The organism is Formosa haliotis (assembly GCF_001685485.1).
Taxonomy (GTDB): domain Bacteria; phylum Bacteroidota; class Bacteroidia; order Flavobacteriales; family Flavobacteriaceae; genus Formosa; species Formosa haliotis.
The window spans coordinates 1,243,904-1,260,257 of the sequence record NZ_BDEL01000001.1 but is presented as its reverse complement, the minus strand read 5'-3'; the positions used below and the strand labels follow the sequence as shown (position 1 = coordinate 1,260,257).

Annotated in this window: 8 protein-coding genes; all 8 read left to right on the top strand. The window is 37.8% G+C overall.

The window, feature by feature from the left end; all coding sequences use genetic code 11:
• Position 1 precedes the first annotated feature (1 nt).
• The 8 genes from A9D35_RS05260 (at position 2) to A9D35_RS05225 (ending at position 16,070) form a co-directional block, all read left to right on the top strand.
• Positions 2–937 (top strand): alpha/beta hydrolase fold domain-containing protein, encoded by a 936-nt coding sequence (locus A9D35_RS05260; protein WP_066219960.1) that lies wholly within the window; start codon positions 2–4, stop codon positions 935–937.
• Between the two features lie 16 nt (positions 938–953).
• The gene (locus A9D35_RS05255; protein WP_066219958.1) at positions 954–3,410 is read left to right on the top strand and encodes a heparinase II/III family protein; all 2,457 of its coding nucleotides are present in this window, start codon (positions 954–956) and stop codon (positions 3,408–3,410) included.
• Positions 3,411–3,425: 15 nt separating this feature from the next.
• Positions 3,426–5,960, top strand: a complete 2,535-nt coding sequence (locus tag A9D35_RS05250) for a glycoside hydrolase family 95 protein (RefSeq protein ID WP_235817856.1) — start codon at positions 3,426–3,428, stop codon at positions 5,958–5,960.
• A gap of 356 nt (positions 5,961–6,316) precedes the next feature.
• Positions 6,317–7,972 (top strand): hypothetical protein, encoded by a 1,656-nt coding sequence (locus A9D35_RS05245; RefSeq protein ID WP_066219955.1) that lies wholly within the window; start codon positions 6,317–6,319, stop codon positions 7,970–7,972.
• A gap of 11 nt (positions 7,973–7,983) precedes the next feature.
• The gene (locus A9D35_RS05240; RefSeq protein WP_083191624.1) at positions 7,984–10,428 is read left to right on the top strand and encodes a glycosyl hydrolase family 95 catalytic domain-containing protein; all 2,445 of its coding nucleotides are present in this window, start codon (positions 7,984–7,986) and stop codon (positions 10,426–10,428) included.
• A 46-nt stretch (positions 10,429–10,474) separates the two neighbouring features.
• Positions 10,475–12,535 (top strand): hypothetical protein, encoded by a 2,061-nt coding sequence (locus A9D35_RS05235; RefSeq protein WP_066219949.1) that lies wholly within the window; start codon positions 10,475–10,477, stop codon positions 12,533–12,535.
• 307 nt (positions 12,536–12,842) lie between these two features.
• Positions 12,843–14,660, top strand: a complete 1,818-nt coding sequence (locus A9D35_RS05230) for a sulfatase-like hydrolase/transferase (RefSeq protein WP_066219947.1) — start codon at positions 12,843–12,845, stop codon at positions 14,658–14,660.
• 33 nt (positions 14,661–14,693) lie between these two features.
• A complete protein-coding gene (locus tag A9D35_RS05225) occupies positions 14,694–16,070 on the top strand; it encodes a right-handed parallel beta-helix repeat-containing protein (RefSeq protein WP_141675479.1) in 1,377 nt (458 codons plus the stop codon).
• The last annotated feature ends 284 nt before the right edge of the window (positions 16,071–16,354 follow it).

Below are 16,354 nucleotides of genomic sequence, written 5' to 3'. Positions count from 1 at the left end.
CATGAATAATCCAATAAAATCGTTGTGTTGCTTATTCCTTATCCTGTGTACGTCTGTACTTGTATGGGCGCAAAATGCCAAGGAACAAGACATCCTGGATACCTTTCTACATAAAGAAAAACTAGTGTACAAAACGGTAGATGGTAAAGATTTAAGTATGACTATCTTTTACCCGAATCCGGAACAAATGGCTGCGAAAAATCCTTGGATGATGTATGTTCATGGTGGCGGATGGGCTGGTGGGAGTCCGTATAATATCCTTAAAAAAGCCACTTTGGAAACCCTAAGAAGTCTTTTAGACCAAGGCGTAATTTGCATGGCTATAGAGTACAGATTGGCAAAAGGAGAAACCAATGCCTATGATGCGGTTGTGGATGCGAAAGATGCCACGCGATTTTTATTAAAACATGCCAAGCAATACAAACTTGATGAAAAACAATATGGCATTTGGGGCGGATCGGCTGGTGGTCATTTAAGTTTGGTTACGGCTTTAGGTGATAATGCCGATTTTAAAGGAGATCAGGAACTTACTAAGTTTAATCCTAAATTTAAATGTGTAGTCTCTTATTTTCCATTTACGTCTTGTGTAAATCCCGACTTAAGACCGGGCTCTATTTTTGAAGATGGTAAACTTTTCGAAAGATTATTGGGGGCTCCCTTGGCAGAAAAACCAGAGCTCGCAAAATTATTGAGTCCAACAGAACTATTAAAAAAGAACAGTCCTCCCATATTATTAATTCATGGCGATAAGGACACGGTACTACCTATTATTAATTCAACTTATATGGTAGAAGTTGGTAAGGAGAAAGGTGCAGATGTCGAATTATTAACCATAAAAAATGCGGCACACAGTTTTCACGGTGAAGGGATTTCACCATCCATAACCGAACTAAATAATTATGCAACGGCATTTGTTTTAGAGCATTTAAAAAAATGATTTGTAAAAAATAAGCATGAAACACTTATATATTTTTCTCATCTTTAGTAACATCTCGCTTTTAGGGTTTTCCACTAACAATGATACGTGTAAATCGGCGAAGGCTGGCGATACCATCACGCATACATTTCATTTAAAAAATGACAAAGCATCGGTACAAGAATTTCATGTGCAGGTAGAAAACCCCAGAAGTTTGGCCTGTACGTATTTGTTAACCGATGCTATTATTAGGGTAAAACCGAAAGCACAGTACACAGGACATCTCCGGGTAATTATGAGTAAGCGCTTGCCAAAAGGTGGGTTTGAAACGAGTCAGTTAGCCATTGAAAATAGAACTTCGGGAGCTAAAGAATTACTGGAATTTGTAACGGTTCGGACTAAAGAACATCCGTTTCTTTTAGTTACCAATGCTGTTATTGCAGAGACCAAAGCTAAAACCGAACAGTATCCTTGGGCTAAAAACAATTTAGATAAGATGCTTCAAGAGTTAGATACTTATCAGGTGCCCGAACGAAAAATAGTTAGTAAACCCAGACCGGTAAAAGTTTGGTCGAGTTTTAATTATAAACCCAATGATAGCGAACTGGTTTTTAAGTTGACCTTGGCTTGGAAATTAACAGGAAACGCAGTTTACAAACAAAAAGCCATTCAATTTATTAAAGATGTTTGCGATCGCGAAGCAGGGTATTTATCTATTGGAGCCGCGACTTCGGGTGTGCAAGTACACGAAGGAAATTTCTTTTTACATTTAGCAGCGGCCTGCGATATAGTATTTAACGAACCCGAATTTTCAGAAACAGATCGCGACAATATTGAAGCCACGTTTCGGTATTATTTAGCGCAAAATCGGAAACATATGGATCCTTCCGGGATTATGAATCACCAGGCGAGTGCCAATGCAGGAGCTATTTTATCAGCTTTATTTTTGCAAGATATTTCCGAAGTTAAGTATTTAACTGATGCGCCAGGCGGTATGGCCGATCAAATTGGTAAAGGTGTTATGGACGATGGTTGGTGGTTCGAGGGGACCGCTAATTATTGCTATTTGGTGGTTCAGCGATATAGTTTGGTGGCGCAGGCGTTTCAGAATTATGGTTGGGATTTATATCATAAACGATTCCCTGTAAAATTTAAAAGTAAAGATTTCGAAAACATAAAAGAAGGCTTTACAGGCATGAAATTCGATAACTGGGGGCCAATTACTAAAAATACGGTTGGCTTGGAAGATATGGTCACGCCATACATTCCGTTTATGGATGAAGATGCCAATGTGGTAGCTACCAACGATTCCAATTTAAAAGCACCAGAACCGTTTTACGAACTGGCTTACCGCGCTTATAATTTGAAAGAACTGGCTTGGGTACTAAGCAAAACCGAACGTGATTCTTGGCTAGCCTTAATGTATGGTGTTCCGGAATTGCCAACGGTTGCAGATCCTCGGATCAATTCTAGTGTGGCACCCAATGTGGGTCTAGTGGCTTTACGGTCGCAGGGAACGCGAAATACACCCGAAAAACAAATTCAAGCGTTTGTAAAATACGGAACGCATGGTGGGTGGCATGGCCATTTTGATAGAACGAATTTAATAGGTCTAGATCGCAATGGTTACAAATATTTTGGAGCCGAAATGGCTTGGTTTGGTTACGGCCAACCAGGATATAAAGAAAGTATTCAGACTTCTGCTACGCATAATATGGTTATTGTCGACGAACTTCAGCAGGAAGCGGTGCCATCAAAACAAACCTTGTTTTTTAAAGGCGATATCATGCAAGCAACCGTTGTGGAAACCGAAGCCCGATGGCGAAAAATACCACTTTGGGATGGGGAGCAGTTTCCACCATGGAAGGACACCGATTTTGAAGCTAGCTTTAAGCCTATACAACAAAGGCGTTTAACCATAGTAACGGATGATTATGTGGTTCTTGCAGATCGTTTAGCTTCCAATACCAAACATCATTACGATTGGTTAATTCACCCTGTAGGATTCAAAAATATCGAAGGGGTAAAACCTCAAGGAAGCATACACGATTCGTTAAGTACAGAAACCGATTCGCCGTACAAGTATTTTTCTAATGCCCAATGGTATGCGTTTAAAAAGGGCGCAAAGGTTGCATTTAATGATGGGGGAAACAAACTCGATGTGCATACGTTGTGGCCAAAGGCAGGCAAAAGTTTTATCGCAAATTATCCGGTAGGCGGGAAGCAACGTAACGATAGGAACAATCCAGAGCGCAGAACCTATGCTGTTCGTGTAAATGAGAAAGCGACCAATTTTTTACATGTTTTAGAACCTTATCAAGGGGAAGCGCTAATAGATAAGATCGTTTCTAAAAATCCCGAAGAATTGTTTGTGTATTTTAAAGATGGGCGGGAGCACAGAATTACTATACAAAACTTTAAAGAAGGACAAACTATAATTCGTTTAGAAGAATTTAAATTCAATAAGCTAATTAAGACTGAAATTAGTAACTAACTAACCAATAATAACATGAAATTTATTATGATTAACCGAAATAGAAGACAATACTTAGTTTTTGTGTTTTTTGTTGTATGTGCTTCTATGGGCAGCGTGATTTTAGCACAAAAGCAAGCTTCACCGTTAAAATTATGGTACGATGCACCAGCAGCCGATTGGAATGAAGCCTTGCCTTTAGGTAATGGTCGCTTGGGAGCGATGGTTTACGGTATTCCAACGGAAGAAAATATTCAGTTAAACGAAGCAACCCTTTGGGCTGGTGGCCCGCATACCAATGCGAATCCCGATGCTAAAGCAGCACTTTCTGAAGTTAGGACCTTGTTGTTTGAAGGTAAGTACCAAGAAGCTCACAATCTTGCAAATGCCAAAATACTGTCTAAAACCTCGCACGGGATGCCTTATGAAACTGTTGGGAATTTAAGATTGAGTTTTAAAAATCAGGAGCATTATACCAATTATTACCGAGCCTTAGATATAGAAAATGCCATAAATACCACGACATATACAGTTGATGGTGTCGAATATCGGCGTGACATTTTTACTTCGTTCCCCGATGAGGTCATTGTCATGAAATTAACGGCCAACACGCCTGGAAAAATTAGTTTTACAGCAAAAATGGATCGGCCAGAGCCTGCAAAAGTTTCGGTGTTTACAGAACATGATAATGTGTTAGTCATGACCGGTTTTGGTAGTGACAATAAAAACAAACGCTTACCAAAGGAATCTCCAGCGATAAAAGGCAAAGTTGAATTTGATGCGCGTGTGAAAATAGTTCCTGAGGGCGGGATCTTAACAGCAACAACTAATCAGCTGGAAGTTACCAATGCCAATAGTGTAACACTATACCTCTCGATTGCCACTAATTTTGTCAATTATAAGGATGTTAGTGCCGATGCACACAAACGCGCTTCAGAATATATCGCTAAGGCCGAAGAAAAAAACTACAATCAGTTAGTAGCCAATCATACGGCGTTTTATCAGAAGTATTTCAATCGCGTGCAATTAGATTTGGGCGAAACCAATGCGAAAACAAAACCTACCGATGTTCGAATAAAAGAATTTAGCAGCAGTAACGATCCTAGTTTAGCGGCTTTATATTTTCAATTTGGCCGATACCTTTTAATCTCGTCTTCGCAGCCGGGAGGTCAAGCTTCAAATTTACAAGGTATTTGGAATAAGGATTTAACACCACCTTGGAAAAGTGCCTATACGGTAAATATCAATACCGAGATGAATTACTGGCCGGCGGAGGTGACAAACCTGACCGAAATGCATGAGCCGTTAATTCAGTTAGTCAAAGAACTTTCCGTAGTTGGACAAGAAACGGCAGAAGAAATGTATGGTGCCAACGGTTGGGTAACGCATCACAACACCGATTTGTGGCGCATTACAGGACCCGTAGACGGTGCAACTTGGGGGATGTGGACAACAGGAGGCACTTGGTTGGCTCAGCATTTATGGGAAAAATATATGTTTAACGGAGATGAAGCTTATTTAAAAACGGTATATCCGGCTATGAAAGGGGCTTCAGAATTTTGTTTGAGTTTCTTAACGGAAGATCCAAATGGCTATTTGGTGATGTCGCCAACCATTTCACCAGAACATGGCCCAAAAGGACGCCCAAAAAGTGTAAATATAGTAGAAAGCGCTTCTATGGATAGTCAGTTGGTTTTCGATATGTTGACAAAAACAATTGCAGCAGCAGAATTGTTAAAAGTCGATGCCGATTTGGTTGTAAAAATGAAAAGCACCTTAAAAAAATTACCACCAATAAAGGTCGGTCAACACAATCAAATCCAAGAGTGGATGGACGATTTGGACGATCCTGAAGACGATCACCGTCATGTCTCGCATCTCTACGGTCTTTATCCTTCAAATGTCATGTCGCCATATAGACATCCTGAATTGTTTGAGGGGGCAAAAAACACATTAATTCAACGAGGCGATCCTTCCACAGGCTGGTCTATGAACTGGAAAATAAACCTTTGGGCACGGTTGTTAGATGGTAATCATGCGTATAAATTAATGGGCGATCAAATAAAATTAGTTGGCCGTCCAGATTCACCTAAAGGCGGCGGTACTTATGCCAATATGCTCGATGCACACCCGCCATTTCAAATTGATGGAAATTTTGGATTCACTTCAGGTTTAACCGAAATGTTGGTGCAAAGTCATGATGCAGCGATTCATTTAATACCAGCTTTACCCGATGTTTGGAAAGACGGACAAGTTTCAGGATTACGGGCTCGTGGTGGCTTCGAAATTGTAGCTTTAGAATGGAAGGACGGAAATGTTGTAAAAGCCGTAATCAAATCGACTTTAGGGGGGAATCTTCGTATACGTTCGTATAATGAATTAAAGCTTCAAAGTGGAGGCGTTTTACAAATGGCTACAGGCGAAAACCCAAACCCCTTCTATCAAGTTCCGGAGATTAAAGATCCTATTATTTCTGCAAAAGCTAGCCTTAGAGGCGTTACTTTAAAACCATCTTATGTGTATGATATTGAAACTAAAGTTGGAGAGGAGATAACCCTTGTTAAAAAATAGTACAGGTGGGCTAATTTGTTTCTTCGTTTCATTTCAATAGGGGCAACAGATATAGCCCAACATTTGCATTGACCCATGTGGGGAAATGGTATTCCTAATTTTAAAGAATCCGATTAGGAAGAAATTAGGGTTCAAGAGGGTGAAATTAAGGTTAATAATTTAAAAAATAAAAACTTGGTGTCAAGGCGTTTTACTTTCTGTAAACAGAGAACCTTACATGCGGTTAGTATGTGTTAGAACTGTGGGTAAGCTGTTTTAAAATAGCAGCCAAAATGCAGTTGTACGCCATCGCTAGGCATGTAATATTCCATATTTGGCAGCTTGGCCTAAATAAAAAGAACAAGAAGATTTTAAATATGAACAAACGTTTACAATTTTTTTTAGCAATCATAGTATTAGTCTGTTTTAGCGGTAAAGTTAAAGGGCAACATCAATACCCTAGTCCGTTGGTTCTAGATATGGTACATCACAATCCAGGAGAAGCACCTTATCGAACAGTTTATAACGATCCGGCTGTGATTAAGGAGATGGGATATAACGGTAAGGTTTATTTTTTATTCGAATCTCCTGCCTTAGCGATCACTTGGGAATCTGTAGATAAGGATATTTTACCAAAAGGGTCCGAAGATAGAATTTGGGTAGACGCCAAAGCAGAACAAATAAAAAAAATGCATGCCCAATGTAAAGCAGAAGGCATGGCCATTTACGCCATGTCCGACCTGGTTTTATTTCCAAAGCGATTAATTAAAAAATATCATATAGAAGACACCTTTGGTGATCCTAATCGGCCGCTTACCGAGAAATTTATAAGGGCTCAAATTAACGAAATGTTCGATCAGTTCCCCGATTTAGATGGTTTGGTAGTGCGCATAGGAGAAACCTATTTACATGATGCTCCCTTTCATCAAGGCGCTATTCAGGATAAAACGAGTGCCGATAAAACCATTATTCCGTTAATGCATATTTTAAAGGAAGAAATTTGTATAAAACGCGATAAACAACTCATTTTTAGAACATGGAATGCTTTTGATAGAAATGAAAGTACATATATGAAGATGAGTAATGCCATCGAACCTCATAAAAACCTAATCATAAGCATAAAACAATGTGAAGGCGATTTTCATAGAGCGCGTCCATTTAGCAAACTTATAGGTCAGGGTAGACATCCTCAAATTATCGAAGTGCAAGCTGCACGAGAATACGAAGGTAAAGGAGCGTACCCAAATTATATTGCCAATGGGGTTATTGAAGGTTTTGAAGAGCATGCCAACATGCCTGAAACAGAAATAAAAAGTATACGAGAATTTGTTGAAACCACTCCAGATTTATATGCCGGTATTTGGACCTGGTCTCGTGGAGGAGGCTGGGAAGGGCCTTATATAAAAAATGAAATGTGGTGCGATTTAAATGCTTGGGTTATGGCCCAATGGGCTCAAAACACAACCCAAAGAGAAGCGTTTATTTTTAATAGATATGCTACAGAACGCTTAAACTTAAAAGGAGATGATGTTGCAAAATTTAGAGCACTATGCCTATTGTCTGCCGAAGCTGTAATTCGAGGTAGAAATACGGTGCAAAATGATATTAGCGATGTGTGGTGGACTCGAGATCAAGGTATTGGTTGGCCTGCAGCGGCAAAAGATGCTGAAGGGCAAAAACGAAATTTAGCACAAAAAGATGAATCGGTTTTAAAATGGCAAGAGATTGTAGCTCTAGCAAAGTCTATTACATGGCAAGATGAGGCTACAAAAGAGCATGCCATTGGTTCTGCCGAATATGGCCTAAGATTATATGAAATTTATAGAGCACTTGTGTATATGTCTGATGCAGAATCTAAAGGTGATTTAGAAGGGGTTAAACATTGGATAAAGATTTACGATAAGGCTTGGGCAAATTACAACAAACTACCCGAAGAATACACCAATGTAGCCAGCCTCTACACCCAAGATTATAAGCGCCACATCAAGCATAATGCTAACGACAAAGTTAATGCCTTAAGATCCCAAAACTAGATGAAATTTTAATGAATTGCACTAAGAACCCGATGAAAATAGATACCTTTTGTAAATATGCATACCTTATAATATGCTTCTGTTTTTTATGGAGTTGCAACTTTAGTTTTAGTCAGATAACTTCAGATCCTAGATTAAATTTAACCGAACGTACTTATATGGTTTGGGATGATGAACCGGCTCCAAATCGTGGTGGGGATTTCAATATTACCAAAGCGAGAGGATATCCGTACGATGAAGATTGGGAGTTACATTCTTACCCAGTTGGTAATGGTTATATGGGAGCAAATATTTTTGGTAGAACCGATGTTGAGCGTATACAACTTACCGAAAAAACATTGGCTAACGAAGGTTTATACGGAATAGGGGGTTTAACAAGTTTTGCAGAAATTAATTTAGAATTTAATCATACTAATCCAACTCACTATAAACGTTCAATAAACCTAAACGAAGCCATAGCCTATGTTAATTATAAACAAGATGGCGTAAGCTATACCAGAACACATTTTATGAGTTATCCTGATAATGTGTTGGTAATTAAATTGAGTGCCGATAAAAAAGGACAGATTTCCTTCGTACTAAAGCCCGAAATTCCATATTTACGAAAACCAACAGAGAAAAACACACGAACGGGATATATGACCGTCACCGATAATACCATAACCATGTCTGGATGTATAGAGCATTTTAGTGTGAATTATGAAGGACAGATAAAAGTAATACCTACAGGAGGAACCTTATCAACCAGTCAAAATGGTGAGCAATCTGAAATAAAAGTAACCCATGCAGATAGCGTAGTTTTACTAGTAAGTGCGGGAACAAATTACAAATTAACAGAAGCTGTGTTTTTAGAAGATAATCACAGTAAAAAATTAGATCCTAATGTTTATCCACATGAGAAGGTAAGCCAGATTATACAAACGGCATCAAAAAAAGGTTATGAAAAATTGAAGCAAACTCATATAGACGATTATCAATCATTATTTTCTAATGTAAAGCTTCAGTTTAATACAGAAATCCCAAATAAACCAACAAAAAAGGTGTTAATTGATTATCAGACAGATGCCTCAAATTCTTATTTAGAAGAACTCATGTTTCACTATGGGCGCTATTTATTAATCTCAACTTCTCGTCCAGGGACATTGCCTTGTGGTTTACAAGGTGTTTGGAGCCAATATGAAGTTACACCTTTTACTGGTGGATTTTGGCATAATATTAATGTGCAAATGAATTATTGGGGGGCATTTAATACTAATTTAGCTGAAACCTTTACACCGTATATCGAGTTCTTTAAAGCTTATCATCCTAAAGCAAAACAATTAGCGACAGAATATTTAAAAGCACACCACCCAGAAGCGCTAGCCAAAGATAGCTTAGAAAACGGTTGGACCATAGGAACGGGCACTACACCTTATAAAATTGTGGGACCTGGCGGACATTCCGGGCCGGGAACAGGTGCTTTAACAACTAAAATGTTTTGGGATTATTACGACTTTACGAGAGATACCACCTTTTTGAAGGAAACAGGCTATCCCGCTATTTTAGGTATGAGTCAGTTTTTATCTAAAACTTTAGTACCGGTAAATGATAGTTTGTTACTTGTAAATCCATCGGCATCTCCAGAGCAAAAACATAATGGAGATAATTATATTACCGCTGGAACGACCTTTGATCAAGAACTGGTTTGGGAAAATCATCACGATCTATTAAAAGCTTACCATGTTCTCGATATTCAGGATGGTTTTAAGCAGACCGTTAAAGATCAATTAACAAAATTAGATCCTATTATCATTGGAAAATCAGGTCAGATCAAAGAATTTAGGGAAGAAGAATATTATGGCGAAATCGGACAAAAGCACCACAGGCATATCTCGCATTTATGTGCCCTTTATCCAGGCACTTTAATTAACGATGCCACTCCAGAATGGATGCAAGCCGCTCGTCATACTTTAGATTTAAGAGGGAATAACACCACGGGCTGGGCAATGGCGCATCGTATGAATTCACGTGCACGTACAAAGGAAGGCGAGAAGGCTCATAATGTATATTCAAAATTTATAAAAGAGCGTACTTTACCAAATTTATGGACTACACATCCGCCATTTCAAATTGATGGTAATTTTGGAACTATGGCTGGGGTAGCAGAAATGCTGATTCAAAGCCATGAAGATTATATTCAAATATTACCTGCATTGCCTAAAGCCTGGAATACTGGTGCTTATTCTGGCTTGGTGGCTAGGGGTAATTTCGAATTTTCGGTGGTTTGGAAAGACGGTAAGGCTAAAGCCTTAGAAATTCTATCTAGAAGCGGTGGAGTTTGTAAACTGAAATATGAAGGTATTACTAAGGCAACACTAACGACTTCTAGTGGAAGACCCATAGTTTTAAAATCAGAGCAAGCTGATTTACTTGCATTTATCACCGTAAAAGGAACACGATATTATCTTAAACTTTAATAGAAAAATCATGTGTTTAATTATATGTAATTAATAAAAACGGATTATGAATATAAAAATTTTGTTATACATGCTGTGTTTAGCAGGGTGTTTTATTAATCAAGGATATGCACAAGAGGAAAGGTATTTAAAATATCCCCATACCGAAATTTCTAATGATAATGTGACTATGTCTTTATTTTTACCGGATCGTAAAAAAGGATTTTATCAGGGATCGGATTGGGATTGGTCGGGACTTATAGCCAGTTTAGAATATAAAGGACAATCTATATTTAAAGCCTCTTCATTAAATCAGAAATCTAAGACGATTGAAAATCTTTCGGGACCTATAGAGGAGGCCACTATTGGATATACTGAAGCCACTAATAGCGGAAAATTTATCCGTTTAGGTGTTGGAATTCTTCAAAAGCCTAAGCGTGTTGTAAACAATTCGGAACAAACCGAATACAAAATTCTAGATCATGGCACATGGAAAATTAATTATGGGGCAGATTGGATAGATTTTACTCATACTATTTCTAGTGATTTTGGCTATGCTTATATCTATAAAAAAAGAATAAAACTGTCTAAACAGGGTTTTGTTGTAGAACATGCTATTCAAAACACAGGTTCAAAGCCCATGCATTTAGAGTGGAATACTTCGACATCATTTAAAGCAGAAAATAACAAGGCAGAACTTCCTTTTCAAATCATTTATCCCTATAAAATTAAAACTGAAAATACGTTGGAAGATTATGTAAACATTAGTGGTAATGCCATTCAGTTTACCAAGGCTCTTGGAGGTTTAAGTGTGAACTTAAATTTAAAAGGATTTGAATCGATAACACCAAATACTAAACTAACTATCGAAAATCCTAATTCTAAAGTGGGACTAACCATGTCTATAGATCAGAATTTAATTAAAGAACAGCTCTTTGCAAATGGTAATTTAATCTCTCTAGGTAACCGTATTGCAATTTCAGTTCCTGTAAATGGTGAAAAAACGTGGATAACACACTACTTTTTATATGACACTAAATCCTTTCAAAGACATGTGAATTATAAAATAGATAAGGTTAAAATAGAGTCTGAAGTGTATACCATTATGCAGGATAAATGGAACAATGCATTTAAACATGTTAGTTATCCGGAGCAATTTTTAGATTATGTTATAGAGGTCAGTCCTGGAGAATCAATACAATCTGCTATAGATACTGCTAGTGCAGCAGGTGGAGGGGTTGTTGTAGTAAAAAAAGGAATTCATTATTTAGAAGATACCTTGCTACCAAGGAGTAATGTAACGCTTGTGGGCGAACGTCAGGCAGAGACTATTATTATGCAAGGGCCAGACATGTTGGTCTCTGGAATAAATGTAGAACCAGAACATCAAGTGACCGATTTTGTAATAAAAGATTTAATCCTTCAAGGCACTCGTAAAGGCAAGGCTAATGGTATACGTATGTCCGGAAAAAACGGGAGTCGTCATAACCGAATTATGTTTCAAAATATTACAGTCAGAGATTGGTCGGCACAAGGTGTGCATTTAAAACGTACCGATAATATTATTATGGACCATTGCGATTTTCAATATAATGGTTCTGGAGGAGGATTGTATCACAATGTGTATTTTTTGTATAATAAGTATATTTTACAGTCCGATTGCGATATGTCTAACCCTATAAAAGGCAAAGGTAACAAGTACACGTCTTGCGAATTTGTGTTGGCCCAGCGCTGTAAAATTCGAGATGCAAATGGTAATGGTATTCAGGCCGACCATGAAGAAGCTGGTTATATTTTTCTTCATAAATTCGACATTTCTGGTTGTGGCCGTGTCGCTTTATGGTTTCCTTGCGAAAATTACTACGATAAATATAATTATACAGAAAATCCTAAATATGCCCCTCAAAATATCATCCTTAACCGTTGTAATGTGGTCGATAATACTTGGGGAGCCATGTGGCGTAGTGTCAAAGAATCTTTTGTAATAAACTGTACATTTAATAACAAAAAAATAGATATGGGATTATTACATTGCGATGTAACTATAGAAAATAGCGAATTTATTACTGGAAACCAAACCTATTCATCAGTGGACCAATGGCCTGGAGATGTAAAATTACTATGGTAATTACTAAGTGCTTAGCTAAATAAGCACTTTTCTTGTTTCTAAATATTGAATTCAAATCAGTGTTTGTAAAATAGATTCTGTTTGGTTTAATTATGTGCTAAACTATTCTGAAGTATTCATAAGTTATATACAATGAATCATAATTTATAAGATAATATTATGGTTATGGGTATTATTGTATGCTAATAATCTATTAAAATAGTAAAGGACTTTCAAATCAGAGAGACTAGGCTATAGAACCATTTGAAATGAAGTTCAAATTATTTAATAATATATAATAGTTTACCTCATTACAAAATATACAAATATGAAACTTTCAAAACTCGGTTTACTTTTAACAATATTTTTGGCGCATTCAAACTTAGGTTTTGCCCAAATGCAAAATCGCCCCAATGTAATTTTCGTTATGCCCGATGATATTAGTCACAGTTCGTTTTCTTATTTCAAAGCGAATGCACCACAAACACCCAATATCGATGCATTAGGAAAAGAGTCTGTAAGGCTAACAGATTTTCATGTCTCGCCCAGTTGTTCGCCAACGCGCGGGGCTTTACTTACAGGAAGACCTAGCGATGTTGTAGGGGTTTGGCATACCATTAATGGTAGAAATATGATGCGTGCCGATGAGATTACGATGGCCGATATTTTTAAAGCCAATGGCTATGCTACGGGACTCTTTTTTAAATGGCATTTGGGAGACAACTATCCTTTTAGACCCAAAGATCGCGGTTTTGAATATGTGGCTTGGATTAAAGGCGGTGGCACCGGTCAGCAACCCGATTATTGGGGCAATACCAATAACCACGCACATATGTGGGTGAATGATACGCTGGTAGAAATGACCGATGAAGATGATGGTATTCCAGGTGCTTTTACGACCAATTTTTTTATGAATCGGGCTATGGATTTTATGACCGATAACATCGAAAAAAACAAACCATTTTTTGCTTATATCCCTTTAGGAACAGCTCATGCACCGCATGTATTGCCGCCAGATGCGCGCGAAGGCGTTAGTGCAAAAAAAGGAACCATTGAAAATATCGATAAAAATATGGGGCGTTTATTAAAGTTTTTAGACGATAAAGGCATAGCGGATAATACCATTCTTGTGTTTACTACAGATAACGGTGATGGCGGCTATTTACGTGGTGGCAAAGGGTCTAATTACGATGGTGGTACACGTGTGCCGTGTTTTATAAGATGGCCCAACGGACATTTGGGTGGTTCAGGTCAAGGTAAAGATGTGCAGCCCTTAACGGCACATATCGATTGGTTACCTACGTTTATGGATCTGCTAGATTTAGAAGATGTGGCAAACCGTCCAGAAAATCTTAAAATAAGAGGCCGTAGTTTTGTTCCAATGTTAGATGATAACCCTAAAAATGATCCAATAGCTTACAAAAATCGAGCGGTAGTTATAAACGATATGTGGACAGAATTTCCAGAGAAATACAAAAAACTATCCGTGAAAAAAGATGATTGGCAAGGCGATGTTATTGTTCATAAATGGCGCTTAATACGAAATAGTAGTACGTCTGATTGGGAATTGTACGATGTATTAGTCGATGAAAAACAAAAAAACAACATCATTTCAAATTCAGAATATGATGATTTGGTTGCCGAATTAAAAGCGGAATACGAAGCCTGGTGGAAATTGGTTGAGGCGCGTTCCGACGAGTATACGAGAATTATTATAGGCAATAAAGCAGAGCCTAAAACAACGCTGCATGCACACGATTTTCATGGTACCTTTATTTGGGATCAAAGTAATGTGAAAAAAGGAGATTCGGGTAGCGGTTTTATAGCAGTAGAATTTGATAAAACAGGTACGTATAATTTTGATTTACGCCGTTGGCCAAAAGAAATTGAAAAGCAAACGGACTTAACTTCTGGAGGCGATTTTGGAAAGGCTTTAGATATAGCGAGTGCTAGAATAAAAATCTGGAATGGCGATACGGTTTATGTCGACGAAAAGAAAGCCGCAGACCCTAAGGCAGATGGTGTAACATTCAGTTTGAAGAATCTACCAAAAGGACCAGCATTTATCCAAACCTGGTTTTATAATCAAACGGGTGAAATGGAAGGCGCTGTGTATTATAATTATGTAACACCCGTCCAGAATTAAGGTTTTTTAAAAAATTAATGGTTTGAATTACTTATGAAGTACATTCTATCTTCCTTTTGTTTTCTAGTAATGGCTCCCATACTCATGGCGCAAAACGTTTTGCGTGGGCTTGTTACAGATGCAAATAATACGCCTTTAGATGGTGTTGAAATAAGTTATAATGACGAAGCACTGAAGACGAAGTCTGATGGCCAATTTATTTGGACAATTACAGATAACCTTTCAAAAACAATACACTTTAAAATTGAAAAGGCTGGGTATTATCCGGAAAGCAAACCTGTTCTTGTTGATGATGCGTTAGATACTCTTTTAGCAATAAAACTGAAGCCATTGCCAAATCCGCGACCCAATTATATTATAACTAAGGTTAAAATAGAGAAGGAGGTTTTAAAAGTAATGGATGATAAATGGGGAACTGATTTTAAACATGCGCAGTATCCTAAGCAATATTTAGATCGGGTACTAACTTTAAATCCTGGAGATGATATTCAGGGGGCTATTGACGAGGTGCATGATGCTGGTGGAGGTATCGTGCTATTAGAGTCGGGCGTATTTGAAACAGGCGATTTAATCATTAAAAGTCGGGTTACACTGTGTGGTGCTGGTCGCGATTTAACCACCATAAAACATATTGGTTCTGGCAATTTTATCAATCAAGTGCCTAAGATGAAATTAACCGATGTGGTGTTTAAAGACCTAACGTTTTTAGGGGGCAATGAAACGGGAAGTGGCTTAAATTTACGCGGCGACGATAACAACAGGCACGAACGGTTAATGTGGCAAAATGTGACCGTTAAAAACATGGGGTCGCATGGTGTGGGTATAAGTAGGGTAAACCATATTATAATGGATAATAGTGTGTTTCAACATAACGGAACACGTGGCGGCCTTCATCATAATATTTACTTTTTATTTGTGGGCCATGTGTTACAATCCGATTGCGATATGTCTTTTCCTTCCGAAGGAAAATCGAATAAATATACATCGGCGAAATATGTCTTTAGCCAACGTTGTGTGATGCAAGAAGGCAAAGGTAATGGCATACAGGCAGATAATAATATGGCTGGCTATCTGTTTTTTCATAAGTTGTATATGGCCAATTTTAAGCGTGTAGCGCTGTGGTTTCCTTGCGAATCCTACTATAATAAATTTGAATATACTGAAGATCCAAAGTGGGTGCCACAACATGTTATTTTAAATAAATGCAAAATTGTAAATAACACTTGGGGTGCTATGTGGCGCATTGTTCGTGGCCCATCGTATGTGATTAATAGTTATTTTGATAATGAAAAAATTGATATGGGCTTATTAAAATGCGATGTCAAATTTCAAAATAGCAGTTTTAAAACAGGCAATCAAGCGTATACCGATGTTGAGCAGTGGCCAAAAGATGTCAAGATTTTGTGGTAAAAACTAGGATTGGTTTTGTGTCGAATTGAAGAATTTGAAAACTAACTTTTCTATAATGCTTTACTTTTCCTAAACATTATGTTATGCTATAGCCCGCGCTAGGGCTAGTAATACATCATAGCTTATAACTTATGAATCATGATTTATAGAATCCCTGAATAGAATTTTATAGTATTGTTTTAGGACTTCTGTGCTTTTTAAAATCCATCAAAAATAAAACTGGTACGGTATTGAAAAGCCCTAATAGGAGTGTAAAAACAGCAGCGGAAAATGATAGTCTATAA